Consider the following 26,874-nt stretch of genomic DNA (forward strand, 5'->3'; position numbering starts at 1 on the left):
TATGACTGTCTTAATTCCTGCTATTATGTGTGGTGGAAGCGGTTCAAGATTATGGCCTGTTTCACGTGAACAACATCCCAAGCCATTCATTAAACTATCGGATAATCAAAGTTTTTTACAAAAAGCATTTTTACGTGGAGCAAAATTATCAGATGTCAGTGAAGTATTAACTATTACTAATCGAGACCTTTATTTCAAAACACTAGATTCATTTAAAGAAGTTAATAGTAATGAAATTCAGACTTCATTTATTCTTGAACCTTATGGCCGTAACACTGCAGCAGCAGTAGCATCTGCAGCAATTTATGCTCGCGATACATATGGCGATGATGCGGTCTTGTTGGTCTTAGCTGCTGATCACTTGATCACAGAGCAAGTTGCATTCGATGATGCTGTTTCCTGCGCTATTGAATTAGCAAAAGCAGGACGGTTAGTCACATTTGGTATTAAACCCACAATACCTGAAACAGGTTATGGTTACATTGAAGCTCTTGGTACAGAGGTTTTGCGCTTTGTTGAAAAGCCAACATTGGATAAGGCAATTGAGTACTTTGAAAGCGGTCGCTTCTTCTGGAATTCAGGTATGTTTTGCTTTAAAGCAAGTACAATGATTGCAGAGATGGACTTGCATTGTCCGGAAGTATTGATAGCAACAAAAGCTTGCCTTGACAAGTCCGATTCGGTTCAAAGTAAAAAGGTCAAGCATATTGATCTGGACCCTGACACATTTATCCATGTTCCAGACATCTCGATAGATTATGCCGTGATGGAAAAATCAGGAAATGTTTCAGTAGTTCCATGTGACATAGGCTGGAGTGATATTGGGTCTTGGGCTGCAATAAGTGAACTACATCAAGCTGATGACGATGGAAACACCGTTCAGGGGCATGCAATTTTACATGCTACCTCAAATTGTTATATTTCGAGCGAGGATCGGGTTATTGGTGCTGTAGGTGTAGAAAACCTAGTAATTGTTGATACTGCTGATGCTCTATTGGTCGCTCACAAAGAAAGTAGTCAGGATGTAAAATTAATTTATAATCACCTTAAGACGATAAATAATGATGCATATAAAATACATCGTACAGTCTATTGTCCATGGGGACGTTATACGTTACTTGAGGTGGGAGAGCGTTTTAAAATAAAAAGACTTGAAGTTAAACCTGGGGCTAGCTTAACGATGCAAATGCATCATCATAGAAATGAACACTGGGTGGTATTATCTGGTGTTGCAGAGGTTTTCTATGAAGATCAAATTGCCTTGCTAACTGCTAACCAATCTACATATATTCCTGCTGGGCATCGTCACCAATTAAAAAATCCAGGTCTCATCGATTTAGTTATGCTAGAGGTGCAAACGGGTGAATATTTAGGTGAAGATGACATCATTGATTATTGAAAAGGAATTTAATTTAGGGGGCATCATGAATCTTACCTGTTTTAAAGCTTACGATATTCGCGGCAAACTGGGTGATGAGCTGAACACTGAGATTGCATACCGTATTGGCCGTGCAACTGCACAGTATCTAAATGCAACGACAATTGCTGTTGGAGGCGATGTTAGGCTCACGAGCGAAAGCCTAAAGCAAGCACTTGCAAGAGGGATTCTTGATGCCGGTTGTGATGTCATCGACTTAGGGACTACGGGGACTGAAGAAACCTATTTTGCAGCATTTACGTTAGACATTGATGGTGCTATAGAAGTGACGGCCAGTCATAATCCTATGGATTACAATGGCATGAAACTGGTTGGTCGTGATGCTTGTCCAATTAGTGGTGATAGTGGTTTGAATGATATTCGAGCATTGGCTGAAAAGGGTGACTTCATTGCATCCTCCCGGCAAGGAACATTGATTAAAAAATCGATACTAGATGCTTATGTCGATCATTTGCTGACGTATATAAAGCCGCATCAATTACGTCCACTCAAGCTAGTTGTGAATGCCGGTAACGGGGCGGCAGGGCATGTGCTTGATGTTATCGAGCGACGTTTCAATACCCTCAATGTTCCTGTTGAGTTTATAAAAATTCATCATGAGGAAGATGGTAACTTTCCCAATGGTATTCCTAACCCATTGCTTCCTGAAAATAGAAGTGCTACATCGGAAGCGGTAAAGTTCTATCATGCTGATATGGGTATTGCTTGGGATGGTGATTTTGATCGCTGTTTTCTGTTTGATGAAAATGGTGATTTCATCGAAGGATACTATATTGTTGGATTATTAGCAGAGGCATTTTTAGTAGATAATCCTCATGAGAAAATCATTCATGATCCGCGCTTGACATGGAATACTATTGATATCGTTGAAAAGTCTGGTGGTACACCAGTACAAAGCAAAACTGGTCACGCATTTATTAAAGAACGGATGCGCAGTGAGAATGCAATATATGGTGGTGAAATGAGTGCCCATCACTATTTCCGTGACTTTGGCTACTGTGATAGCGGTATGATTCCTTGGTTACTAGTAATTAACTTGCTATCACTAAAAAAATCCACATTGTCTAGTTTAGTTGCTGAACGTGTTAAAGCCTATCCATGCAGTGGTGAGATAAATTATAGAGTTGATAATGCTCTTGAGATAATAAAGAAGCTGGAAGAGGTCTATGCGCCACTTGCTGTCAAGGTAGAATATGTAGATGGTCTTAGTATTGAAATGAATGATTGGCGATTTAATGTTCGCATTTCAAACACAGAACCATTACTAAGGCTTAATGTTGAAAGCAAAAACGATATAAGCAAGTTAACGTCTGGTTTGAATTCATTACATAAAATGATCAACAACTTATAAGGAGAGTACTGAAAATGTCCAAGAAAGTTGCGTTAATTACTGGGGTGACTGGTCAGGATGGTTCATATCTGGCTGAGTTTCTATTAGAGAAGGGGTATGAAGTCCATGGTATTAAGCGCCGTGCATCTCAGTTTAATACACAACGTGTAGACCACATTTATAAAGACCCTCATGAAGAGAACGTTGATTTTAAACTACATTATGGTGACTTAACGGATTCATCAAATCTAACGAGAATTATAGCCGAAGTTCAACCAGATGAAGTTTATAATCTTGGTGCTCAATCTCATGTCGCTGTTAGTTTTGATTCCCCAGAATATACTGCGGATGTTGATGCGATAGGTACTTTACGCTTATTGGAAGCTATTCGTTTCTTGGGACTGACAAAAAAAACTCGTTTTTATCAGGCATCGACATCCGAACTATACGGCCTCGTGCAAGAAATTCCGCAGCGAGAGACAACACCTTTTTATCCGCGCAGCCCTTATGCTGTTGCAAAAATGTATGCGTACTGGATTACGGTGAATTATCGTGAGGCATATGGTATGTATGCTTGTAATGGTATTTTGTTTAATCATGAGTCACCCCGTCGTGGAGAAACATTTGTCACTAGAAAAATTACTCGAGGTTTGTCAAATATTGCTCAAGGCCTCGAAAAGTGCCTGTATATGGGAAACATGGACTCATTGCGTGATTGGGGACATGCAAGAGACTATGTCAAGATGCAATGGATGATGTTGCAACAAGAGCAGCCAGAGGACTTTGTCATTGCAACTGGAGTGCAATATAGTGTCCGTGAATTTATAAAAATGGCCGCTGCTGAGTTAGGTATTGAATTGAACTTTGTTGGAAGCGGCGTCGAGGAAAAAGCTGTCGTTTCGGCGATTTATGGAGATAAGGCGCCGGCATTGAAGGTCGATGATATTATCGTATGTGTTGATCCACGTTATTTCAGACCGGCCGAGGTAGAGACTCTTCTTGGTGACCCATCTAATGCAAAAAATAAGCTGGGTTGGGAGCCGGAAACGACACTCGCAGAAATGGTAAGTGAGATGGTTGCATATGATTTGCAGCAAGCTCGCCAGCATGCCTTGCTGAAATCTCATGGCTTTGATGTTAATGTCAGTGTGGAGTGACTATGATTCCAGTATATCAACCAAGATTATCTGGTAATGAAAAAAAATATGTTAATGAATGCCTTGATTCAACATGGATCTCTTCAAAAGGTGAGTTTATTAACAGATTTGAATCTGCATTTTCAAAGTATATTGGTGCAGAAAATTGTACAACAGTGAGTAATGGTACTGTAGCACTTCATTTGGCGTTGGCTGCTTTAGGTATTGGTCCTGGTGATGAGGTTATTGTTCCTTCATTCACATATATTGCCTCAGTGAATACAATCATTCAGACCGGTGCAAAAGCAGTCTATGTTGACTCGCTACCAGATACATGGAACATCGATGTCAATGATGTAATAGCAAAAATCACAACAAAGACCAAGGCTGTCATGGCTGTGCATCTTTATGGTTTACCATGTGATATGGATGCGTTAGTCGATGTTTGTAAGAAACATGACTTGTTTTTGATAGAAGACTGTGCGGAGGCGTTCGGTACTCTTTATAAGAATAAGCATGTTGGTACATTTGGTGATGTGGCAACATTCAGTTTCTTTGGAAATAAGACAATAACTACCGGCGAAGGTGGCATGGTTGTTTCAAAGGATAAAAATGTCCATGACTTGGCATGCCACTTGAAGAGCCAAGGTGTTTCGAAGGTTAAAGAGTATTGGCATGATGCGTTGGCATTTAATTATCGCATGACAAATATATGTGCTGCGATTGGCCTGGCACAATTAGAGCAAGCAGACGAGATAATTGCAAAAAAAAGAGAGATTGCCAGTTGGTATCAGCGTCGATTAAACCATTTGCCGATAACATTCCACAAAGAGATTGAGAATACCAGGCATTCATTTTGGATGTGCTCGATCCTAGTCGAGAATGCACAAGATAGAGACTTGCTCAGAACTGTTCTAAAGAGTCATGATGTTGAGACAAGGCCATTGTTTCCTTTAGCTAATACGATGCCACATGTATTTACGGAACATAAATTTCCTGTTGCTGAAAATATCAGCTCAAGAGGAATGAATCTACCAAGCTACCCTGAATTATTGGAAAAAGATGTTGATTATATCTGCAACTTAATTTCTGATTTTTATTTAAATAAGTAATGTTAAATAAATAACCCTTCATCTTTCGTTGGTGAAGGGTTATTTTAAGTTGGTGGGAGTTCTATGAGTCTTTATTATGTTAGGGGTATTTGGGATGCTAGATATTTTTGGCAGCATCTCGCTTTATCGGATCTACGCTCTCGTTGGCGGCGGTCTTTTTTCGGTGTATTATGGTCATTTATTCAACCTTTAGGTATGACATTATTAATATCTATAGTTTTTAGTAAAATGTTTAATACGGACATAGTGACGTATGCACCCTATATTTTGTCAGGAATTATAGTCTGGGATTTTGTAGTAGCCAATACCATTGGTGGTTCACTTGCGTTTGTGCAAGCAGATGCCTACATTAAACAATGCAAGCATCCATTAGCAATATATACATTACGAACTGTCTTGAGCAGCATTATAGTACTTGCACTTGCCAGTTTGGCTCTATTTGCTTGGTCAATAGTTGTATTGCCACAAAATATAAATATAACCTGGCTAGCCACCTTAACGGTTTTCCCAATATTGGCACTTATTGCATGGCCATTATCAACATTACTAGCCTATATCGGGGTTAGATTTAGAGATGTACCACATGCGATGGGATTAGTCATGCAAGCGATATGGTTTATCTCTCCGGTATATTTCGAAGAACGTATGTTCCGTTCTGGCGGATTGGATTGGCTAGTCGATTACAATCCTGTGTATCATGTATTGCAAATTATAAGAGCACCACTACTAAAAGGTGAGTGGCCGAGTCTGGAGAACTATACATTTAGTCTGATAACTGCTGCTTTCCTATTTTTGCTTGCGTGGCTGATTGGCCGAAATGCAGAGAAAAAAGTGATCTTCTACCTATGAAAAAGAATAAAATTAAACTTGAGAATGTTAACCTTCATTATGCATCAGTAGCTTACAAAGAGCGGTCACTAAAGTCTCTTTTCTCTGCTGCTTTTAAAAAAGGAAAAGCAGAGCGTTCTGTCTCTGATATTCATGCATTAAAAAATATTACGCTAGAAATAAATAATGGAGAGAGGGTCGGGCTCTTAGGGCATAATGGTGCAGGAAAAAGTACATTTCTTAAAACGGTGGCAGGTCTCTATCCTATATCTAGTGGTAAATTAATTGTTGAAGGGCAAGTTCGTTCTCTTTTTGATTTGAGTCTAGGTTTTGAACCTGATGCAACAGGCCGAGAGAATATTCTCTATCGTGGTCTTCTGCTTGGCCTCTCTCCGACTTTTATGAAAGAGAAAGAAAATGAGATCGTTGAGTTTGCTGGTTTGGGTGAGTTTATTGATTATCCAATTAAAACTTACTCTGCAGGCATGCAGGTAAGACTAGCATTTGCTATATCCACAGCAGTTGGTGGCGATATTTTGCTCCTAGATGAAGTGATTGGTGCTGGTGATGCTCAGTTTATGGCAAAGGCTAAAAGCAGAATAATGAGTTTGATTGAGAATGCTGAAATACTAGTTTTAGCATCACATGATTTCAGCGCATTGAAAAATATTTGTTCAAGAGGGATTGTATTTCATCATGGTGAATACATTTTTGATGGCCCCATTGATGATGCGATCATTGCCTATAAACGAGTCAATAATCTGGATTTAGCATGAAAAATCGAGTGTTGTGGCTGCTTAACCATTCAACATTAAGAAACTTTGAAATACCTCAGCTAATAGAGTTTGGTATTGAAGAAATATATCTTCCAAAAAAGTTTCCATATGATGAGGGAAATTTATCGGCAAGTATTACATTCGATTTTGACGATAAATTGACTATCCCTAGGCATGAACTTGATATTTTAAATGAACAAAATTGGTATGAGTCGCCCAGTAAAAACGCTTGGGATATTGTCAATAAATATTTTGATTATGCGATAATTGGCTTCTTCCCAAAGCAAATTAAGTCAACCATTAAAAATTTTAATGGTGCCGTCATTCTTCGTGTATTTGGATTATCTAAGGGATACAATTATTCTTCTTTACTAAGAAGTGAGTGTGGAGATAATGTAGTATCAACGATTAAATCGATGGGGAAAAGATTCTGGTTTGGTTGTGGCTATGAGCATATTTCCGATGTAGAAATGCCATATTTAGCAAAGCGCTCATGCTATTTGCCTGTTGGTTTAAAAGGTAAATATCAACCTGATAATTGGACTGGAAAAAGAAAGACGATACTATTTGTCTGTCCTAGAATAGGAACATCTCCATACTTTAAAAGTATTTATGAATCCTTTGTTCGTGATTTTAAAGAGTTTGATTATATCATTGGTGGTGCGCAGCCAATAGCTGTTAATGATAAGAAAGTACTCGGCTTTGTATCTAAAGAAGAGCACTCTGATAACATGCAACAATGCAGCGTTATGTTTTATCATTCCACTGAACTAAATCATATACATTATCATCCCTTTGAAGCTATACAAGCTGGTATGCCATTAATATATATGGCTGGGGGAATGCTGGATTTGATGGGTGGCGGGGATTTACCTGGCAGATGTGAAACAATTGCAGAGGCTAAGGCTAAGATTAGAAAAATTTTAAATGGCGATGAACAGTTAATCAATGATATTAGAAAAACACAGCATGTGCTTCTTGAGCAAATGATGCCAGAGTATTGTGCTTCAATATGGAAAAGAAACTTTAGCCTTGTCGTTGATGGATTAAAAGAGCATCGCCTTCAGCAGAAAGCTCGCCCTACATATATCACTAGAAAAAAGCGAATTGGTGTAATTGTTCCGATTGAGTATCGAGGGGGGAGTCTGCGAGGCGCTAAGCTTTTAGCTGATGCCATATTACTTGGTAGTCAACAGGCTAATGAAGAATGTGAGGTCGTTTTTGCGCATCCAACAATTGATGAATTAGAGCATGCTAATGAATTGCGGGATTTAAATCCAAAAATTCAAAGGAGAAGCTTCTATTGGCAACATCTTTCTAAAGATGATGCTACACGTGCTATGCAGTATGCTGGTCATGATGGCTGGTGTGCCGTAGATGAATCATATATGGTGCCCAATGACAGCATCAGTAATTTCTATGATTGTGATATTTGGGTTTTCGTTTCCGACAGGCTGGACAAAACGCTGCTTCCAGTAAGACCGATAGTATTGATGGTATACGATTATTTGCAGCGATATGTTTCAATTTTGCAAGGAGGTGCTGATCATCCCTACTTGAAAGCAGCAACACAAGCTGAGCGAGTCTTGGTTACTACTGAGTTTACTTGCCGAGATGCGCAACAATATGCTGGTATTGAGTCTGACAGAATTGCTAGGTTACCTATGTTGGCACCTGACTTTTCGTTTTCAGATGAGCAGCAAAAAGATGTTGGCGATTATTTCATTTGGACAACTAATCTCAGTCCACATAAGAATCATCTCAATGCTGTCAAAGCATTAGAAATTTATTATAATCAGCTAGCCGGTTCTCTTACATGCTTTATTACTGGAGTTAATACTCAGAGTATAATGGAAAGTAAACTTTCATATTTGAGCGAGTTTGTGAGAACTGTTGATAATAGTAAGTCGTTGAAACGTAAGATAAAATTATGTGGTGAGTTATCCGATTTAGAATATAAAAAAGCACTAAAAAAAGCAGCATTTATATGGCATCCTGCGCGCATTGATAATGGTACTTTTTCGGTTATTGAGGCTGCCTATCTGAATATACCTGCACTCTCCTCTGATTATCCGGCAATGCGTGAAATAGATAGACAGTTTTCACTTAATTTAACATGGTCTGATGCAAACTCGCCGGAGCAAATGGCTTGGCAGCTAAAATATATAGAAGAGCAAGCTTTGCATCTTCGAAAAAATTTGCCTAGTAAAGATATACTGAAAGAACAACGAGTGCAAAATCTGGCTAAGCATTATTGGGGGGTAATACGCGAATGTCTGTGAGAAAATTTGGAATTTATCTTTGCTATGCCCCATCTGTTGATTTACGAAAGGAGGGACTTGGTCGTTACTTGGCTGCCTTTCTTAAAGGTGCTGCAGCACGTGATGATGTAAAGTTTACCTTGGTTTGTCCTAGTTGGTCTACGAAAGATCTATATGACCTTTTTGATAGTGAGAATGTACCACATGACAGTTTTTCGATTCGCTCGCCAGATAAAAGACCACTTTTACTGGATCTTTACCATTGGTACATTAACCGTAAAACGAAAAGACAAAAAAGAAAAACACTCAAATCGTTTTTACTGGAGTTGGTTGCTAGCTTGAAGGAAAATATTTTCCATTATGTGGAAAAGCGTTTGTTAAATGCATACACAAAATTGGATCTGATCCTTTTAGGCATTGAAGGGTGTTTGTTATTTCTGCTGGCTTTAATCATTTTCCCATTATTTTTTATTTTTTCGTTTCCTTTTTTATTGGCGTTCTTTTTTATTCGTAGATTGAAATTAATTGTGCTGGGCAGGTTTTCCAAGTACATAGGCCGTTTCATGAAAATGATTTACTCGCCTAAAGATGATGGATTTGTATTGCGTCTCTACCGTAACATGGAGTTGGTGGAAGGGAAGCGTATAAGCGCATTAATCGATAGTATGCATGATATATCTGCATGGTATTGTCCAACAGCCTATTGGCCTGAGTTTAACAAGATCGATGCCCCTCGATTAATGTGTGTACCTGATGTTGTTTTACGAGAGTTTCCCGTGGCCTTTTCTCAAATTGGTGGTGATAGAACTCTATCGACGTTTAAATTGTTAGAAGAGGCTATCAGAACAGGGGATCACTTTGTAACTTATAGTGAAGTGGTAAAATGGAATACACTTATTGATGGCTATCAAGTATCAATGGACAAGGTGTCTGTAGTACATCACGCCGCTAATAAAGTTGATAGCTTCATTAATATTACTGGTCTACCAGATAATGAAGAGGCAACTACCCATTATGCCAAGTCGTTACTCATGTCCGCTATTCGCAAATCGAATGAGCAGAATTATGTTTCAATATTTAAAAATAAAGATGTAGAGTTTGTTTTTTATGCTAGCCAGATCAGGCCAAATAAAAACATAATAAGTTTATTCAAAGCGTATGAGTATCTTTTACGAAAAAAATTCGTTCAGCACAAACTGATCGTTACCGGCAGTGTTAGTGTTATGCCTGAAGTAAAAGAATTTGTTATTAGTCACAATCTGCAACACGAAATTTTATTTTTGCATGGACTAACAATGCAAGAGCTCGCAGCTTGTTATAAATTGGCAAGTTTGGCAGTTAATCCAAGTCTAAGTGAAGGTGGGTGTCCATTTACATTTACTGAGGCGTTATCTGTTAATACACCAGTTGTTATGGCTCGTATTCCTGTAACTGAAGAAATTCTTACTGACCCTGAGTTACAGGAAATGACATTTTTTGATCCATATGATTGGAGAGATATGGCTAAGAGAATAGAATGGGCACTCCACTATAAGGACATCTTACTACGAAAACAGTTGCAGATATACGATCAGTTATCAATGCGTACATGGTCTGATGTTGTAAATGAGCATATCGATATACTTGAGCGTATTAGTTGCTTGGAGAAATAATGTGGTAGATTCAAAGAAGTTGGCCATTTTAGGATGTGGTGGACATGCAAGAAGTGTGGCTGATATAGCATTATCGTTAGGATTTTCAACGTTATGCTTTATTGATGATAATGCAAAACCTGGCGAGAGTATTTTGGGTTATCCAGTCTTTCCTTCATGGGATGTAATCTCTCCCGATGAGTGGATTTTTTTTTCTGCAGTAGGTGATAATCATAAAAGAAAGTTACAGTTAGAGATATTGGGGAAAATGGGGTGGCAAGTTGCCACCTTGATTTCTGCCACAGCCACGATTGGTATTAACTCTATCATAGGTAAAGGAACATTCGTCGGTCATCATGGGCACATTGGTCCTTCAGTTAAAATTGGTGAGGGATGCATTATCAATTCAGGTGCAATAATTGAACATGACGTCTGTGTTGATGAATTTACGCATGTATCGGTCAACAGTACAGTGGCAGGTTCAGTTAATATTGGGAAGTTATGTTTTATAGGTGCTGGCGCGACTATAATCAACAATATTACTGTTCGCGACGAGATTACTGTTGGTGCCGGTGCGTGTGTTGTAAACACTATAGATCAGCCCGGAATTTATGTGGGTGTGCCAGCAAAGAAATATAAATAACATCTTGGGGCGAGATATGCATCTTACGGATGATGATTTTTTAAAAACAATAAAAAGCACCCCCTTAATCTCGATTGATCTGGTGATTTCAGATAGTTCAGGGAGATATCTTCTCGGTCTCAGAAGAAATAGACCTGCAGCCGATCATTGGTTTGTTTTGGGGGGCAGGATAAAAAAGGGAGAAGCTATATTAGATGCCTTTAAAAGAGTTGCTGAGAATGAGCTTGGTGTGACGTTACAGAGTTCGAAAGCTAAATTTATTGGAGTCTACGAGCATTTTTATAAAGATTCTTTTTATGACGTTATGACTCCAACTCACTATGTTGTTTTAGCGTATTCAATAGAACTAGACCATGATATAAATTCATTCTCTGTTGCTCAGCATTCAAAGTATAAATGGTTTGATATAGTAGACCTTCTTGCATCACCAGATGTTCATCAATACACAAAGAACTATTTTTTAGATAAGGGCTTGGAAGATAATGAAAATTCTTCATTTTTTTAAAACATATTATCCAGATGCTTACGGTGGTGTGCAACAAGTCATATATCAGCTTGCGGAAGGTGCAGTAAAAAGAGGGCATGAGGTTGATGTATTATGTTTAAGTGCTGAGAATGCTGGTCGAAATTTTAACATCGCTAATCATAGTGTGCATGCTGCAAAAGAAGATTTTTATATAGCTTCGACTGGTTTTTCATGGTCTGCGATTGTCGAATTCAGGCGACTGGCTGAGAAAGCTGATATTATTCATTATCATTTTCCGTGGCCCTATATGGATCTTGTTCATTTTTGGGTTAATCCTAAAAAGCCGACGGTGGTCAGTTACCATTCTGACATTGTCAAACAAAAATACCTGCTACAACTTTATAAGCCATTGATGATGTCTTTTCTAAATAAAGTTGATGCTGTGGTCGCTTCTTCACCCAATTATGTCAAGACCAGCCCTGTTCTCTCTAGCCTAAAAAAGGATGTTGAGGTGATACCATTCGGTCTGGAAAAGGTATCTCCAAGTTATGCAGAACTATCGTTATCGAATAAATGGAATGATAAAATAAAAGGGCGTTTTTTTCTTTTTATCGGATTTTTACGATATTATAAGGGGTTGTCATTTGTCCTTGATGCTATGCGTGGACTTGATTATCCTTTGATAATAATTGGTGAAGGCCCATGTGAAAAGGAGTTGAAGTCTCAGGCGGATAAGTTAGGATTAAAAAATACGTTGTTTGTTGGTCCAGTAAGTGACGCTGAAAAGAATATTTTACTGGAGTTATGTTACGCTGTGGTATTTCCATCTCATCTGCGTTCTGAAGCGTTTGGTATGACTTTGTTAGAGGCATCAATGTATGGTAAGCCAATGATTACTTGCGAAATTGGTACAGGCACTACATATATAAATCTGCATGGTGAAACCGGCTTGGCAGTTGAGCCAGCAAATAGTGAGGCTCTCTCATCTGCAATGAAAAAGTTATGGGATGATCAAGATGAAGCTGAGCGTATGGGGAAAAATGCAAAGGCTAGATTTGAACATAACTTTACTGCCGACGTCATGATTGATAAATATATGACGTTATATGAAAAGGTTATCTCAAATTATTATTCATCTTGAAATGCCTATCTCAAACTGTATGTCCATACCTAGAATTCTTGTCACAGGTGCCAACGGATTTGTAGGCAAGGCGGTCTGTGAACACTTGCTGGCTCTGGGGGCGAATGTTAAAGGAGCGGTGCGAAGTCACCCGCTGGCTTCTTACCATCTTCATGCTCCCTCTCTGACTGCGGATGCCAACTGGACAGCCCAATTGCAACAGGTGGATGTGGTTGTTCACTGTGCTGCCAGGGTGCACGTGATGTCGGATACCGCGACAGATCCCCTGGCAGCATTTCGAGCGGTGAATACAGAGGGCACCCTAACGCTTGCTCGACAAGCGGCTGAGGCTGGGGTGAAGCGCTTCATCTTTATCAGCTCGATCAAAGTGAATGGCGAGCAGACCGAGCCAGGCAAGCCATTTGATGAGAATGTGCAAAGTCCGCCAGAAGATCCCTATGGACGCTCGAAGTATGAGGCGGAACAGGGGCTGATGTCACTCGCGAAAGAGTGTGGTATGGCTGTAACCATCATCCGTCCTCCTCTTATTTACGGGGAAGGGGTGAAGGCTAACTTTGCCAGCATGATGACGTGGGTGCGCAAAGGGGTCCCGCTACCCTTTGCCCGTTTGACCAATGCGCGTAGCCTGTTGGCGTTACCTAATTTGTGTGACTTCATTGCCCATGCGATGGAGCACCCTGCCGCAGTGAACCAGGTCTTTTTAGTCGCAGATCCTGTCGCAGTGTCGACGTCTCAGTTGTTGGCGGCGATTGCAGAAGCAGAAGGAGTTAGCTGTCGGCTCTTTTATCTCCCACCAGGAGTAATAAGAGGGCTTGGACGCTGTTTGGGGATTGATGCCAAGCTACAACGGATTTATGGCTCTCTGGAAATGAATACCCGCAAGGCTCAGAGCCGATTACAATGGTCGGCACCCTATTCGCTCTCTCAGACCTTATCTCTGATGGCGTCAATCCATAGTGAGTCGTCTTGATGCTGGCATTTGTTTTGTTGTCGATATTTTGTCTTTTTCTTTCAATTACCATGACCGGCCTGCTCAGGCGCTACGCCCAGACCCGCTTGCTTGACCAACCCAATCATCGCAGTTCGCATCAGGTGCCTACCCCGAGAGGCGGTGGCATGGCTATCGTGGCGACCTTTCTGCTGGCAGCCCCGTTGTTTGTTACCCTAATCCCACTGCCCGCCGGCATATCCCAGAGCAGCTTTGCATTGATATGGGCTGCGGCGCTGGGCATTGCATTGGTTGGTTTTATCGATGACCACATCTCTCTCAAGCCTCGAACCCGCCTGATTGTGCAGAGCATGGCGGCCGCTTTGGTGGTTTCTGCGGTTAATGGTTTGCCAGCGCTGACCTTCTTTGGTTGGCAGCTCGACCTGGCCTGGTTTGGTTACCTGCTGGTCTGGCTGGGGGTGATCTGGTTTATCAATCTCTACAACTTTATGGATGGCATCGATGGCTTGGCGGCAGGTGAAGCCGTTGTCGTCTGTCTGTTCATGACGTTATTTCACTATCTGGTTGGGGGGGAGTGGTCGTCTGCCAGTTTGATCCTGCTACTGGGGATTTCGGCGGCTGGCTTTTTGTGCTGGAATTTTCCACCCGCCATGATCTTTATGGGGGATGGTGGCAGCGGATTTCTTGGCTTGATGCTGGCTTCCCTGATGCTGCTGGATGCCGCTTCTGCGCCTCAATTCCTGTGGGCATGGCTCGTCATGCTCGGAGTCTTTGTGGTTGATGCGACTTGGACGTTACTGAATCGCTATCGTCTGAAATGTCGTCTGAGCGAGGCGCATCGTACTCATGGCTATCAATATCTGGCGAGGCGTTGGCAGAGCCATCGAAACGTGACCTTGGCTGTGCTTCTTATAAATAGCCTCTGGCTTGCGCCGATCGCTGTCATGATTGTATTGGGCCAGCTCGATGGTGTGAGCGGTCTGGTCATTGCCTACTTGCCGTTAGCTTTTCTTGCGTATCACCTGAATGCAGGAGTACCAGAATGAGAAATGAGCTTTTACCCGGTGGGAGCTGGCTACTGACTTGCCTGGGCTCCCTGTCACGAGCCAGCAAGCGTGTCATCTCTGTCGCCGTTGATATGCTCTTGATCACCATGACCTATTGGGGGGCGTACTGGATCCGGCTTGAACACAACTGGCCAATCGATAGCCCGCATCACTGGGCACTGCTTGGCGCAATTATCATTGTCAGCATCAGTTTGTTTGTAAGGCTGGGGCTTTATCGCGCAGTGCTGCGATATGTCAGCTTTCGGGTACTATGGACAATCTCGCTAGGGGCATTTCTTTCAACCTGTTTCTTTGTTCTCTCTGCGTTTTACTTTGATATCTTTCTGCCGAGAACGGTCTCGGTTATCTATCTCTCCTTTTTGGTGTTACTGGTTGGCGGTGTGCGGCTGTTTTTCCGGGCGCTCCTTAATACCACCCGTTTGGCTCGTACCCAGGTGTTGATCTATGGCGCGGGCTCTTCGGGTCGACAACTGCAAATGGCCTTGTTGCAAGGTAATGAGTTTTATCCCGTCGCCTTTATTGATGACGATCCCGCCAAACAGGGATGCGTGATCCAGGGTTGTACCGTTTATCACAGTGCTCAGCTGCCAACTCTGATTGACCACCATGGGGTGCAGAAGATCTTGCTGGCTATGCCGAGCAGCACCAGGGCTCGTCGTCAGGAGGTGATTAATGCACTTGAGCCCCTCTCTTGCGAAGTGCTCTCTATCCCGGGAATGGCTGATCTGGTTAATGGCTCTGCCCGCATAGATCAGCTCAATGAGGTCTCCATCGACGATCTGTTGGGCAGAGATCCGGTAGAGCCTGTGACCACCTTGATGGAAGCCAATATCAAGGGCAAAGCGGTCATGGTGACAGGTGCCGGTGGCTCTATTGGTTCTGAGCTCTGTCGCCAAATCTTGCGGTGCCGTCCATCCACTCTGGTACTGTTCGAACTATCCGAATACGCCCTCTATGTCCTGCACAAGAACCTGCGGGAGCAGTGTCAGCGTGAAGAAATCGAAACGGATCTGGTGCCGTTACTGGGTTCAGTACAGCGCCAGCATCGTCTAAAAACGGTGATGCAGAGCTTCAGGATCCAGACCGTCTACCATACCGCGGCTTACAAACATGTCCCGCTGGTCGAGTTCAATATCATTGAAGGAGTACGTAACAACGTATTCGGCACTCTTTATGCGGCACAGGCGGCCATTGAGGCAGGGGTGGAAACATTCGTGCTGATCTCTACCGATAAAGCCGTGCGGCCAACCAATACCATGGGGGCCAGCAAGCGTCTGGCCGAATTGATCTTGCAAGCCTTGACCCGCGAGAAGCACAGCACCCGTTTTTGTATGGTGCGCTTTGGCAATGTTCTTGGATCTTCCGGCTCAGTGGTGCCGTTATTCAGACAGCAGATAGATAAGGGGGGGCCTATCACCCTGACTCACCCCGATATCATCCGTTACTTCATGACGATACCTGAGGCTGCCCAGTTGGTGATCCAGGCCGGCGCCATGGGGGAGGGGGGCGACGTCTTTGTGCTCGATATGGGGCAACCGGTACGGATCATGGAACTGGCGAAGCGCATGATACGCCTCAGCGGCCTGACACTGCGTGATGAGCAGCGTCCCGATGGTGATATCGCCATAGAGGTGACGGGGTTGCGGCCGGGCGAAAAGCTCTACGAAGAGTTACTGATTGGTGATGATGCCAGAGGAACCGAACACCCCAGGATCATGGTGGCACAAGAGAGCTGGCTGCCCTGGTCCCGACTGCGCCCCTTGCTGGCCTCGCTGGATGATGCTTGTCACCGTTTTGATCAACAGCAAGTGCGCGAGATCCTGATGCATGCTCCTGCTGCATTCGAACCGACGGATGGTATCTGTGATCTGGTGTGGCTAGCGAAGCAGCAGCATACAATAACGGAGAACATCGTGAAGCTACCAGTACACAATGTTAATTTTTTGCTGGCTAGAAATTGAGTTACCTGTTTCTATAATGAGGCAACTTGGATGCGATTAGGCCTGGTTGTGGCATTTTATCGAGAATATGCCGCAATTATTACTAATGTTAGTATTCTATTATTTGAAAAAATGGTGACCATTGGGTTGGTTTTTTTTTGCGAGGGGGTAATTAGTCATCTACTCGGTGTGTCATTATATGGGAAATGGCTATATTCGCTTAATGCCGTCATTTTATTGTCATCAGTTACATTGATTGCCGGCTCGGAAGTTGTTGTTCCGGCATTAGTTCGGCATCCTCATTTGCGTTGGAAGATACTATCTTCAGTATTTGTTTTTCGTCTACTTTTCGCTTTGGTTGCTTTGCTTGTCACATTAATCTACGCAAATTTTATTGTCGCAGATCAAGATGTAAGATTAATGCTAATGCTATTGGCGCTGGCGCTCATTTTTAATGAACCATTTTCAGTAATAGCCAACTACTATCAAGCCACCACAAATATAGGTGTTGTTGTAGCGATTCGTCTTGCAATTTTATTATTAAGGGTGCTTTTGGTAAGCCTCGCTTTTTTACTTTCATCTTATTTCATCATCTATTCAAGCAGGGCAATAGAAGCAATGTTTTTAGCTATGTCACTGAGTTGTGTTATTTATTTTAGAGGTGGCATCTGGGACTGGCATAAAAAAGTGGCAGTGGTAATGTTAAGTCGAGGTGGGGCGCTCTGGGTTCCATTAATGCTGATGCTGATTTATATGAGGATTGATCGCTTTTTCATCGAGCATTACTTAGGGTATGAACAACTAGCCATGTATGGTGTGGCTAGTCAAATGCTAGAGCAGGGCGTACTTGTACTTGGTATAGTTGTGCAGTCTATAGCCCCAATGATGTTATATGGGCGCAGAGTAAAAAAAATACATACGGTTTGTTTAGGGCTGTTATTAGTTGCATGTATCTTGCAATTAATGGGTTGGTTATGGCTACATGAAATTGTCTATTTTATCTTTGGAAAAGATTATGAGTTAGCAGCAGATTTAGCCATTATGATGTTGCCTGCGCTTTCTTTTTTCGCTGTGGATAGCGTTTTAATGCAACGATTATACCGTGACAAAAAATATTTTTTGATAATGTGCAAGTGGTTCTTTCTATTAATTATAAGCATATTCAACTATTGGCTGTTGCTAAAAGTATTTCGTTCCGGTGACATTTACATCGTTTACATAACTAATGCTTTTTTGATGATGGCTGCGACGATGTCGATATACTTCATTCATCAATATAAAGGTTGCGTGTGTAAGGTCGTGCAATGATAACAATAATGACGCCAACTTATAACAGAGCATATGTTTTACCAAGGTTGTATGACAGTTTGTGTCAGCAGACAAGGCGGGACTTTGAATGGCTCGTAATCGATGACGGTAGCACTGATGGTACCGCCGAGCTTATTTTTGATTATAGAGTTAAATCTGACTTTCCAATCAATTATTTTTATAAAGAAAATGGAGGGAAGCATCGCGCTATAAATGAAGGTGTGGTTCATGCGACCGGTGATTGGATTATCATTGTGGATAGTGATGACTTATTAACTGGTGATGCTGTTGCCAAGCTATATGATGTTATGAATCATATTAGCTCGGAATTTGTTGGGATGTGTTTTAGAAGAGCAACATTATCTGGTCATATAATTGGTATCTCCGACACCGCATGGAGCAAGTCAATGGTAATGCAGCCCATCATGGCAGGGCATATATTACAAGGTGACTTGGCTTATGTTTTTCGCACTAATGTTATGCGTGAGTTTCCTTTTCCTCAGTTCCCGGGCGAAAAGTTTGTACCAGAGTTATATATATGGAATAAAATTGCCGATATAGGTAAGATAGTTTTTTATGTAGACCAAGTAATATACTTGTGTGAATATCTTCCTGATGGCTACACCTCAAATTTTAAAAAAAATCTAAGAAGTAATCCATGTGGTTTTGGTTTGTTTTATCGAGACCAGGTGATCCGAGATACTCGATTGTTCGGCAAGGTCAAAGCATGTGTCAGAAGTCTCCAGTGCATTCTTTACTGTTGGTTGAAGAGATAGCATGAAAATTGCGATGGTAATCACAGGCCTTGGTATGGGGGGCGCTGAACGACAAGTGTGCGATTTGGCAGATCAATTTATTAGGTTGGGCCACCATATATTAATTATCTCGATGACCGGTGAAATTAGCAATCGCCCACATTCGACTGCAGCAAACATCGTTTCACTGCAGATGAGGAAAACTCCATTTAGTGTTTTCAAAGCATACTGGCAGGCGATCAGGTTACTTAATCAATATAAACCGGATGTGGTGCATAGCCATATGGTGCATGCAAATATTTTTGCTCGGTTATTACGATTATTTGTATCATTTCCGAAGCTTATCTGCTCTGCACATAGTGTTAATGAGGGAAGAGGGTGGCGGATATTGGCATACCGGCTTACCGAAAGGTTATGTGATCTTAACACAAACGTAAGCCAAGAAGCTGTTGAGGCTTTTATTAAACAAGGTGCGGTATCTGCCGGGCGAATGAAAGTCATGTATAATGGTATTGATACGGAGCGTTTTTATTTTAACGCCACAGTCAGAAATAAATTACGCTCTCAGCTTGGGATTGATGACAATAACATATTGTTAATTTCAGTAGGCAGACTGACCGCTGCCAAGGACTATACAAATTTGCTTGTTGCATTTGCGATGTTATCTTCGAGATCCAATAATGTTAAGTTGGTCATCATAGGTGAGGGTGAGGAAAAAGAATACTTAACCACAATCGCTAGCGCACAAGGGATTAGCGAGCGAGTTCATTTCTTGGGGCTGCGCTATGATGTTGAAGATTGGATGAGTGCAGCAGATATATTTGTGTTGTCATCAGCTTGGGAGGGGTTTGGTTTAGTTGTGGCTGAGGCTATGGCTACTGAGCGGGTAGTGGTTGCCACCGATTGTGGTGGAGTGAGGGAAGTGGTTGGCTCTGCTGGATTGCTTGTCCCCTCTAAAAATAGTCAGCAGCTATTTACCGCGATTGAGCAGGCTATGATGCTTTCGCCGCTTGAGAGAGAGGTGATGACTAGGGAGGCTCGGATTCGGGTTATTAGCCATTATTCAATAGAGACTATCTGTCTGCGTTGGTTAAATTTGTACCAGGACTACACATGAGCAAACATCTTTGTATGGTGAGCAATACAGCGTGGTCAATGTGGAATTTTCGCCGCGGATTATTATCTGCACTTATACAACATGGATATCGCATAACCATTGTTGCTCCACCTGATAATACAGTTTTTTCGCTCTGTGATTTGGGGTGTTCATTTATACCGTTGGCACTATCCCCTAAAGGAGTCAATCCAATTGTTGAACTAAAATTAATATTTGATTTCGTAAGAATATATAGAAAAATTAATGCGGATTTAATTATCCATTATACGGTAAAACCAAATATATATGGTTCTTTTGCTGCACATCTTTGTCGCACACCTGCCTTGGCTATAACCACTGGGTTAGGATATGCCTTTATGAATGATGGTTGGGTGCCCAAAGTAGTAAGGTTGCTTTATAAATTCGCTTTTAAATATCCTAAGCTAGTCATTTTCTTAAATGAAGATGATCGCCTTGAATTTGTATCAAGACAGTTGGTAGATAAAAGAAAGACTCTGTTACTGCCTGGCGAGGGCGTTGATTTGAGTTTTTTTTATCCTTCAGAAAAATTTGCTGAAGATGACTCGGTTAGTTTTTTGCTCATTGCGCGGTTGTTATGGGATAAGGGGATTGGAGAATATGTAGCAGCCGCAAAGCAGATTCATATTCGTCATCCAAACATAAAGTTTAAATTGCTAGGCGATGTTCAGGCTGATAACCCACGAGCGATCGGATATGCACAGTTGCATGAATGGATCAATGACGGTGTGCTGGAATATCTCGGTACTACACATGATGTTAGGCCTATCATAATGGAAAGTGATTGTATTGTGTTACCTTCTTATCGCGAAGGATTGCCAAGAACTATGATCGAAGCTGCTGCAATGGCAAAGCCAATTATTGTTACCGATGTTCCTGGATGTAGAGATGTACTGCTACATGAGAAAACCGGGTTACTCTGTCAAGCTAGAAATGTTTCATCATTGGCTGATGCGATGATGACATTCATACGAATGACTACAGCTCAAAGAACCTTGATGGGTAATGCTGGGAGGCAATTAGTTAGTGCCAGATTCGATGAGAAAAAAATCATTGGCATATATTTTGACATATTGGCTCAGCATATCGATGGCGCTCAGCCCTGTGGTTGATAACTGAATGAGTTTTTCATGATAAATAATAGCTATTATCCATATGGTGGTCGTTGGTATGACCTTGTACGGTTTAATTATACAATAATGTTCTTTTTTACATCCTTGGTATCAACATTATTACCTGCATTTTTGTTTTGGGGCGAGGACTTTTGGAATTTCCTTGATGATGTAAAAATAAATTCACTTTTAGGAATCTTTATAACATGTATTACTGCTGGTTTTTTCCTGAGTCGAGTGCTTTGCTATCCTGGAGTTAATGCTTTATCTTATATGATTCCAACAGTAACCGCTGTGTATGGAATATTATTCGGTGTGTTGCTGCTGTTTCGTCTTGAGTATAGTAGGCCAGTAATTATAAGCTCGTATATATTGGTTTTAGTATCTTGCTGGCTTATTTATTACTTAGGGGCACGATCTGGCAAGGTTAAGTATTCTATCATCCCGGTTGGTAATTATCAGAAACTGTGTGCCTTGACTGCTGTTGAATGGAATATTCTTCACAAACCCGATTTTTCTCTGTTTTGTGGTAATGCCGTAGTTGCTGACTTTCACTCATCTGATTTGACGAGTGAATGGCAAAGGTTATTAACTGATTTCGTTTTGTTAGGGATACCAATCTATCACAGCAAAACTATATATGCATCATTAACAGGCCGAGTGAGCGTTGAGCAATTATATGAAAATGACTTGGGTTCCGCTATTCCCTCGTTGTTTTATTTCTTTTTAAAAAGACTAGCTGATCTTTTGGTTGTTATAATTGCACTCCCCTTTTTTATGCCGGTGTTACTTATAACAGCAATATTAATAAAGCTGGAAAGCCCTGGCCCTGTTTTCTTTAAGCAAAAGAGAGTTGGGCTGGGTAATAAAGATTTTGTAATATATAAATTTCGTAGTATGCATGACAGTTCATCATCAGACAATGCATATTTTGCTCAGGAGGTTGACAAACGGATTACTCGTGTTGGTCATTTTATTCGTAAATATAGAATTGATGAGCTCCCGCAATTCTTTAATGTTCTTAAAGGGGATATGAGCTTGATTGGTCCACGGCCTGAACAGCGTTTTTTTGTGGAGAGGTTTGAGTCTGAATTACCATTCTATATGTATCGTCATATGGTTCGTCCTGGTATAAGTGGATGGGCTCAGGTGATGCATGGCTACTCAGCTGATACAGATAGTACTCGTATAAAATTAGAATATGATTTTTATTATATTAGAAACTTTTCGCTTTGGCTTGATCTATTAATAGTAATCAAAACTATTAAAACAATGCTGACAGGGTTTGGGGCTCGTTGAGTATACGGAAATAATATATGAGCAGCTTGTATTGGATTTTATCTTCATTATACTGGTTACTTGGAGTGCATTTTTTTATGCACAACCCGGGAGGAGCAGGGCTATATCTGCCCTTTAACGCATGGGGATGGGTGTTTGCCTCGCTGGCTATTGGATTAGGATTGTGGCAAGTGACGTTACGCCAGCGTCTGCTCTTTTCTCCATTACAAGCGGGCTTATGGATAGGGGCACTCTTGCTACTGCTGCCGATGTTCTATCCAGGTTTTGCACTCAGGGATTATGCCATTCCCAGATTATTGGGGCTTTTTGCTGGTCTGCTGTTTTTATTCGGGCTCTATCAATGGCGCTTCAATCGGTTGCAGCGAGATCGCTTGCTATATATCGTCCTGATAGCGATCGCGATGGAGGCTTTGCTCGGTCTGATACAGTTCTATCTGTTGACACCCGGTAACTGGATTGGCTACGACACTAAAACCAATCGTCCTTACGGGATCTTTCAACAGCCAAACGTGATGGCAACCTTTATGGCAACTGGTCTTGCCCTTGCTATCTGGCTGGAATTACGCCGAGAGGGTGGTCGTTTGCTGATGGCTCTGCGCTATGGCGTCATTCTATCAGCAACACTGTTGCTGGTTGTTTTGCAATCCCGAGTGGGTCAACTTGGCGGTCTGCTAGCTCTGTTTTTATTGATACCGCAACTCCATCGCCATCGATTGCTATGGCGTATGTTGGCGCTGGTTATTTTTGCGGTGGCCCTTGGCCTGCTATCACAGTACTGGATGGCAGGAGCAAAGCGCGGGTTGGAGATTTATCAATCTGGTGGTATGCGATCTATTTATTGGCCTTATGCAGCCAAGCTGATTGCCGAAGCACCATGGAGTGGTTGGGGATACGGCAGTTTTGAATCTGTTTTTCTCCATCACTACATGGCTGATAAGGCGCTGAATCCATCTATGGTGCAGATTGAGTACAATCTTGACCATCCCCACAACGAATTCCTTTATTGGGCTGTTGAGGGAGGGGTGGCTCCCATGGTTGGTATGGTGATCATGGGGGGCGCATTATTGTGGTGCCTGACGAAGGTGCGTTGGGTAAATGCCATGGCACTGCTTGCCCTGGTGACACCGATATTGCTCCATACTCAGACGGAATATCCCCTTTACCATGCAATCGTGTTGTGGTGGTTGTTGCTGACGCTGATCTATGTCGTTGACACCGAGATTGAAGAAACCCGTTTCGTGAGTTGCGGTAGCCCATCGTGGTTGGACATTGAGTATCGCCCCTGGTTGTTGCTCCGATTTATGGCAATAGCTATCCCTCTATTGGTTGTCCCATTTATGATGACAGCCCTTCATACTGCCTGGGTCGTCACCAAATACGAGCGGGGAGGTTATAAGGAGCCGACGCTCTTGCTGGAGATTATCAATCCTATGGCATGGCTGACACGAGTTGAATTTGATGTGAACTCGGTTCGTCTGATGGTCGGTTTGCAGACAAACAACAAGGCTGAACTGGAAGCTTATCTGGAGTGGGGGCAGGACTTCGTACTTCATACACCACGAGCTAATATATACGCCAATATGGTGACAGCACTTAACGCTCTGGGTCGCAAAGAGGCAGCCGATGCGATGCGTCTGGAAGCGCTCAGACTCTATCCTGCGGAACCTCTGCTGAGTGGCTCTGTAGCTATACCGGTGATCAGTGGTGTTGATCAATCTGCACAAAGTAATGCTCGCGCAAATTAGCGTAATTTAACAACCGGGTAAGATCGGTTATGTTAAAAAACAGATTGTTTATTTGTCTTTAGATATATGGATTGGTGTTGTAAGCTCTTGATTTTTATGGATAAAAATTATGGCTTTTTAAGTCGTCGTTGCTGAGGAATTGCTTTGTGGCTTTTTTATTTCACCTTGCTTGATGGGTAACTGGGCGGGGGGGAGGGCATATCGGGTGTCACTATAAAGAGAATCTTCTGACTGCATGTAGTGGGATATTAATGAGCCCTGTAATATCTGAGATCATCATCTGTCAGATTGTATAGCAATCACAACTGAGCATTGATTTGTTATCACGCTTCGCGTCAAGAGAGTATGGTGAGTGAAAAATAAAAAAAAAGGAGTGTAAATACAGAAAACGGTATGTTGTTATCAATTGTCCATGCTATTCTGACACGGTAATCCCTGTGACCGACTTTTTGTGAGGAAATAATGAACGAGTTTCTGAAAGTTCTGCTGAACATTCGCAGTCTGCGTGCGGCTGTTCGTGAGCTGCCGTTTGAGCAACTGCTGGAAGCTAAAGAGAAGTTTGACCTGGTTTACCAAGAGCGCGCCGATTCTGTTGAACAGGAGCGTGCTGAACAGGAAGAGCGTCAGCGCAAGCTGAATGAATTCACCGAAATGCTGCAGCAGGCTGGTATTGATCCTCGTGAGCTACTGGCGACTGCCGCTGCTCCGGCTGCTGCAACTGGCGCTGCCAAGAGCAAGCGAGCTCCGCGTCCGGCTAAATACAAGTACGAAGAAGATGGCCAGGAAAAAACCTGGACCGGTCAAGGCCGTATGCCGAAAGCCATTGCTGCTCAAGTAGCATTGGGTAAAGACCTGAACGATTTCCTGATCTAATTCGTCAGGTTCAGAGATTGAATAATGCCGCCCTCGGGCGGCATTATTTTTGCCGTTTTACTCGTGGTTATCCAACCAGTATTTCCACCTCATTGTTATCTGCATTCCTCGTTTGTATCCTTTCTCTCTCGCCTTACCCGCAGTTCCTTTACTCAATATCATTCGTTGTTTACGATTAATTTTGTCCTGTGGCTCACCAACGCGATATCGCTATTTGTATGCGTTGTGCTGATACGAGCTTCGGATATGTTTCTCACGATTCACGATTCACGATTCACGATTCACGATTCACGGTGCGTCGCTCGGCAAGAGTAGAGCTCTCTGCTGATGGAATATCCGGTAATCGTTATCTCCGGTCAGGGAGCGTTAGGTATAGAGAGAGCCGCAAGGTATGGCCGGTATATTCAGGGTCGCCGATGCATGTAATTGGCTGCGCTGCCATACCTGCCCCTGATGATGGGCAATGGAGTTCGGCTGCCGTGTGGGAGAGGAAATTCTGTATGGTCTATGGCGATGATATTCCCCACTCTGTAGGCAGAGTGGGGGATAGCCAGGTGAAGCGCTATCGGGGCGTCACGCTATCGCTGCCACCCAGGGCGCGATAGATTTTGGCTGTGGTGGTGAGCTGCTCTTTTTGCTGTGCCAGCAGGCTCTGCTGGGCATCCCACAGTCGGTTCTGCTCATCAAGCCAAGCCTGTACACCGGTCGCACCCGCCTGGAAGCGAGCCTTGGCCAGTCGTTCGGCCTCCCGGGCATAACTCAGTTGTTCCTGCAGATAATCGAGTCGCTGCTGGCCATAGTGGCGGGCGGCCAGATTGTCTTCCACTTCCACCAGTGCAGTGTAGAGCTGCTTGCGAAACTCGGTTTCGGCGATCTGGTAATCCAGCTCCGAGCTTTCAATGGCGAGCTGGGTGCGGTTGTATTCAAGGAAGGGGAGGGCAAGGCTGGCTCCCAGCGTACCAACCGGATTTTGCAGCACTTGCGCCAATCTATCGGATGCGGTGCTGGCGCTGCCGGTCAGGGTCAGGCTGGGGTAGAAGCTGGTGCGGATCTCATCCCCTTTAGCCAGCGTCTTGCTCAGCCGCAATTCGGCCGCTTTGACATCGGGGCGGCGGGCCAGCACATCGGCCGGAATACCCACCGCAAGTTCAGGAATGGCCTGCTTTGCAAGGGAAGCGGGTGCATACTCCAGCGGCCCGCTGCTGCGGCCCAGCAACAGAAGCAGGGCATTGCGAGCCTGTTCCTGCTGCGCCTTGAGGGAGGCCAGCTCAGCCTGCTTGCCTGCCAGTTGCTGGCGTGCCTGCGCCAGATCGAGTCGGGTGATGGCGCCTGCCTGGTATTTGGTTTGGGTCAGCAGCTCGGTTCGCGTCAGGTTGGCCAGCTGCTGTTCTCCGAGTGTGATGGCAGAGCCGAGATAGCCGAGCTGCCAATACTGCTCCAGAGTATTGCCAATCAGCAGGAGTCGGGTGCTGGCGAGATCCTGCTCGCTTGCCGCCGCCTCCCAGCTTGCCTGATCTCGCACCGAGGCAAGCTTGCCCCACAAATCCACTTCGTAACTGAGGCTCAGCGAGGGGCCCAGACTGTTGGTGCCTTTGCCGCTTTTCAGATCCTTGTTGCCACTGGCTGCGATAGTGCCATTGACCGAGGGGGTGAGGTTGGTATCGGCCTGCTCGGCGCCCAGTCTGGCGCTTTTGAGCTTGAGGGCCGCCACATGCATGTCCGGGTTGGCGGCTAGAACCGCCTCGACCAATTTGTCGAGTTGGGGATCATGAAATTCCCGCCACCAGAGGCCAGCCTGCGCAGCCAGTTGGGCGCCCTCGGCCTGTTGCCATGCAGGGGCGATCGCCAGCTCGGGTCTTTGATAGCTGCTGTGCTGACTACAGCCGCTGAGGGCCATGCAGAGAGCCAGCCAGGAGAGTTTGTACATTG

Annotated in this window: 22 protein-coding genes; 21 read left to right on the forward strand and 1 reads right to left on the reverse strand. The window is 43.2% G+C overall.

Annotation, left to right across the window (positions count from 1 at the left end):
* Position 1 precedes the first annotated feature (1 nt).
* From G5168_RS10065 to G5168_RS10165, 21 genes are all read left to right on the forward strand, one after another.
* Positions 2 to 1,399, forward strand: coding sequence for a mannose-1-phosphate guanylyltransferase/mannose-6-phosphate isomerase (locus G5168_RS10065; protein WP_227340933.1), 1,398 nt, complete (start codon positions 2 to 4; stop codon positions 1,397 to 1,399).
* On the forward strand, positions 1,380 to 2,789 hold the full coding sequence (locus tag G5168_RS10070; protein ID WP_302055988.1) for a phosphomannomutase CpsG: 1,410 nt from the start codon (positions 1,380 to 1,382) through the stop codon (positions 2,787 to 2,789). The genes G5168_RS10065 and G5168_RS10070 overlap by 20 nt, the downstream gene beginning before the upstream one ends.
* Positions 2,790 to 2,803: 14 nt before the next feature.
* Positions 2,804 to 3,925: a GDP-mannose 4,6-dehydratase gene (gmd, locus tag G5168_RS10075; RefSeq protein WP_227340932.1), complete on the forward strand. Its 1,122-nt coding sequence runs from the start codon at positions 2,804 to 2,806 to the stop codon at positions 3,923 to 3,925.
* Between the two features lie 2 nt (positions 3,926 to 3,927).
* Positions 3,928 to 5,016, forward strand: coding sequence for a DegT/DnrJ/EryC1/StrS aminotransferase family protein (locus tag G5168_RS10080; RefSeq protein WP_321537277.1), 1,089 nt, complete (start codon positions 3,928 to 3,930; stop codon positions 5,014 to 5,016).
* Between the two features lie 63 nt (positions 5,017 to 5,079).
* On the forward strand, positions 5,080 to 5,865 hold the full coding sequence (locus tag G5168_RS10085) for an ABC transporter permease (protein ID WP_108539995.1): 786 nt from the start codon (positions 5,080 to 5,082) through the stop codon (positions 5,863 to 5,865).
* Positions 5,862 to 6,620, forward strand: a complete 759-nt coding sequence (locus G5168_RS10090; RefSeq protein ID WP_108539993.1) for an ABC transporter ATP-binding protein — start codon at positions 5,862 to 5,864, stop codon at positions 6,618 to 6,620. Before G5168_RS10085 ends, G5168_RS10090 begins: the two co-directional genes overlap by 4 nt.
* Entirely contained in the window at positions 6,617 to 8,902 is a 2,286-nt protein-coding gene (locus G5168_RS10095; RefSeq protein ID WP_216954292.1) for a glycosyltransferase, read from the forward strand. The genes G5168_RS10090 and G5168_RS10095 overlap by 4 nt, the downstream gene beginning before the upstream one ends.
* Entirely contained in the window at positions 8,893 to 10,533 is a 1,641-nt protein-coding gene (locus G5168_RS10100) for a glycosyltransferase (RefSeq protein ID WP_421172002.1), read from the forward strand. Before G5168_RS10095 ends, G5168_RS10100 begins: the two co-directional genes overlap by 10 nt.
* A 1-nt stretch (position 10,534) precedes the next feature.
* Positions 10,535 to 11,155, forward strand: a complete 621-nt coding sequence (locus G5168_RS10105; protein ID WP_421252157.1) for an acetyltransferase — start codon at positions 10,535 to 10,537, stop codon at positions 11,153 to 11,155.
* Between the two features lie 16 nt (positions 11,156 to 11,171).
* Positions 11,172 to 11,660 carry a GDP-mannose mannosyl hydrolase gene (locus G5168_RS10110; RefSeq protein WP_227340928.1) on the forward strand — a complete coding sequence of 163 codons (489 nt, stop codon included), beginning with the start codon at positions 11,172 to 11,174 and terminating at the stop codon, positions 11,658 to 11,660.
* Positions 11,638 to 12,762, forward strand: coding sequence for a glycosyltransferase family 4 protein (locus tag G5168_RS10115; protein WP_421208013.1), 1,125 nt, complete (start codon positions 11,638 to 11,640; stop codon positions 12,760 to 12,762). The genes G5168_RS10110 and G5168_RS10115 overlap by 23 nt, the downstream gene beginning before the upstream one ends.
* Positions 12,763 to 12,781: 19 nt before the next feature.
* A complete protein-coding gene (locus G5168_RS10120; protein ID WP_421252190.1) occupies positions 12,782 to 13,732 on the forward strand; it encodes a UDP-glucose 4-epimerase family protein in 951 nt (316 codons plus the stop codon).
* The gene (locus G5168_RS10125) at positions 13,732 to 14,757 is read left to right on the forward strand and encodes an MraY family glycosyltransferase (RefSeq protein ID WP_421230684.1); all 1,026 of its coding nucleotides are present in this window, start codon (positions 13,732 to 13,734) and stop codon (positions 14,755 to 14,757) included. Before G5168_RS10120 ends, G5168_RS10125 begins: the two co-directional genes overlap by 1 nt.
* On the forward strand, positions 14,754 to 16,739 hold the full coding sequence (locus G5168_RS10130; RefSeq protein ID WP_227340924.1) for a nucleoside-diphosphate sugar epimerase/dehydratase: 1,986 nt from the start codon (positions 14,754 to 14,756) through the stop codon (positions 16,737 to 16,739). Before G5168_RS10125 ends, G5168_RS10130 begins: the two co-directional genes overlap by 4 nt.
* A gap of 30 nt (positions 16,740 to 16,769) precedes the next feature.
* Positions 16,770 to 18,026, forward strand: a complete 1,257-nt coding sequence (locus G5168_RS10135) for a lipopolysaccharide biosynthesis protein (protein WP_227340923.1) — start codon at positions 16,770 to 16,772, stop codon at positions 18,024 to 18,026.
* Between the two features lie 8 nt (positions 18,027 to 18,034).
* Complete coding sequence (locus tag G5168_RS10140; RefSeq protein ID WP_421171999.1) at positions 18,035 to 18,802, forward strand: glycosyltransferase family A protein; 768 nt, start codon at positions 18,035 to 18,037, stop codon at positions 18,800 to 18,802.
* A 1-nt stretch (position 18,803) separates the two neighbouring features.
* Positions 18,804 to 19,898, forward strand: coding sequence for a glycosyltransferase (locus G5168_RS10145; RefSeq protein ID WP_227340921.1), 1,095 nt, complete (start codon positions 18,804 to 18,806; stop codon positions 19,896 to 19,898).
* Positions 19,895 to 21,028, forward strand: coding sequence for a glycosyltransferase family 4 protein (locus G5168_RS10150; RefSeq protein ID WP_227340920.1), 1,134 nt, complete (start codon positions 19,895 to 19,897; stop codon positions 21,026 to 21,028). Before G5168_RS10145 ends, G5168_RS10150 begins: the two co-directional genes overlap by 4 nt.
* A gap of 18 nt (positions 21,029 to 21,046) precedes the next feature.
* The gene (locus G5168_RS10155; RefSeq protein ID WP_421171998.1) at positions 21,047 to 22,327 is read left to right on the forward strand and encodes a sugar transferase; all 1,281 of its coding nucleotides are present in this window, start codon (positions 21,047 to 21,049) and stop codon (positions 22,325 to 22,327) included.
* A gap of 17 nt (positions 22,328 to 22,344) precedes the next feature.
* A complete protein-coding gene (locus tag G5168_RS10160) occupies positions 22,345 to 24,072 on the forward strand; it encodes a PglL family O-oligosaccharyltransferase (protein ID WP_227340918.1) in 1,728 nt (575 codons plus the stop codon).
* Between the two features lie 462 nt (positions 24,073 to 24,534).
* A complete protein-coding gene (locus tag G5168_RS10165; RefSeq protein WP_216954269.1) occupies positions 24,535 to 24,945 on the forward strand; it encodes an H-NS family nucleoid-associated regulatory protein in 411 nt (136 codons plus the stop codon).
* A 562-nt stretch (positions 24,946 to 25,507) separates the two neighbouring features.
* On the opposite strand, the gene G5168_RS10170 is transcribed toward G5168_RS10165, so the two are convergent.
* Positions 25,508 to 26,872, reverse strand: coding sequence for an efflux transporter outer membrane subunit (locus G5168_RS10170; RefSeq protein WP_227340917.1), 1,365 nt, complete (start codon positions 26,870 to 26,872; stop codon positions 25,508 to 25,510).
* Positions 26,873 to 26,874: the final 2 nt, after the last annotated feature.

It is taken from the genome of Aeromonas sp. 600724 (assembly GCF_049175135.1).
Taxonomy (GTDB): Bacteria; Pseudomonadota; Gammaproteobacteria; order Enterobacterales; family Aeromonadaceae; genus Aeromonas; species Aeromonas veronii_A.

Coding starts and splice junctions, on each gene's coding strand:
- G5168_RS10065 (WP_227340933.1), top strand. CDS start 2: ATGACTGTCTTAATTCCTGCTATTATGTGTGGTGGAAGCGGTTCAAGA.
- G5168_RS10070 (WP_302055988.1), top strand. CDS start 1,380: ATGACATCATTGATTATTGAAAAGGAATTTAATTTAGGGGGCATCATG.
- gmd (WP_227340932.1), top strand. CDS start 2,804: ATGTCCAAGAAAGTTGCGTTAATTACTGGGGTGACTGGTCAGGATGGT.
- G5168_RS10080 (WP_321537277.1), top strand. CDS start 3,928: ATGATTCCAGTATATCAACCAAGATTATCTGGTAATGAAAAAAAATAT.
- G5168_RS10085 (WP_108539995.1), top strand. CDS start 5,080: ATGAGTCTTTATTATGTTAGGGGTATTTGGGATGCTAGATATTTTTGG.
- G5168_RS10090 (WP_108539993.1), top strand. CDS start 5,862: ATGAAAAAGAATAAAATTAAACTTGAGAATGTTAACCTTCATTATGCA.
- G5168_RS10095 (WP_216954292.1), top strand. CDS start 6,617: ATGAAAAATCGAGTGTTGTGGCTGCTTAACCATTCAACATTAAGAAAC.
- G5168_RS10100 (WP_421172002.1), top strand. CDS start 8,893: ATGTCTGTGAGAAAATTTGGAATTTATCTTTGCTATGCCCCATCTGTT.
- G5168_RS10110 (WP_227340928.1), top strand. CDS start 11,172: ATGCATCTTACGGATGATGATTTTTTAAAAACAATAAAAAGCACCCCC.
- G5168_RS10115 (WP_421208013.1), top strand. CDS start 11,638: ATGAAAATTCTTCATTTTTTTAAAACATATTATCCAGATGCTTACGGT.
- G5168_RS10120 (WP_421252190.1), top strand. CDS start 12,782: ATGTCCATACCTAGAATTCTTGTCACAGGTGCCAACGGATTTGTAGGC.
- G5168_RS10125 (WP_421230684.1), top strand. CDS start 13,732: ATGCTGGCATTTGTTTTGTTGTCGATATTTTGTCTTTTTCTTTCAATT.
- G5168_RS10130 (WP_227340924.1), top strand. CDS start 14,754: ATGAGAAATGAGCTTTTACCCGGTGGGAGCTGGCTACTGACTTGCCTG.
- G5168_RS10135 (WP_227340923.1), top strand. CDS start 16,770: ATGCGATTAGGCCTGGTTGTGGCATTTTATCGAGAATATGCCGCAATT.
- G5168_RS10140 (WP_421171999.1), top strand. CDS start 18,035: ATGACGCCAACTTATAACAGAGCATATGTTTTACCAAGGTTGTATGAC.
- G5168_RS10145 (WP_227340921.1), top strand. CDS start 18,804: ATGAAAATTGCGATGGTAATCACAGGCCTTGGTATGGGGGGCGCTGAA.
- G5168_RS10150 (WP_227340920.1), top strand. CDS start 19,895: ATGAGCAAACATCTTTGTATGGTGAGCAATACAGCGTGGTCAATGTGG.
- G5168_RS10155 (WP_421171998.1), top strand. CDS start 21,047: ATGATAAATAATAGCTATTATCCATATGGTGGTCGTTGGTATGACCTT.
- G5168_RS10160 (WP_227340918.1), top strand. CDS start 22,345: ATGAGCAGCTTGTATTGGATTTTATCTTCATTATACTGGTTACTTGGA.
- G5168_RS10165 (WP_216954269.1), top strand. CDS start 24,535: ATGAACGAGTTTCTGAAAGTTCTGCTGAACATTCGCAGTCTGCGTGCG.
- G5168_RS10170 (WP_227340917.1), bottom strand. CDS start 26,872: ATGTACAAACTCTCCTGGCTGGCTCTCTGCATGGCCCTCAGCGGCTGT.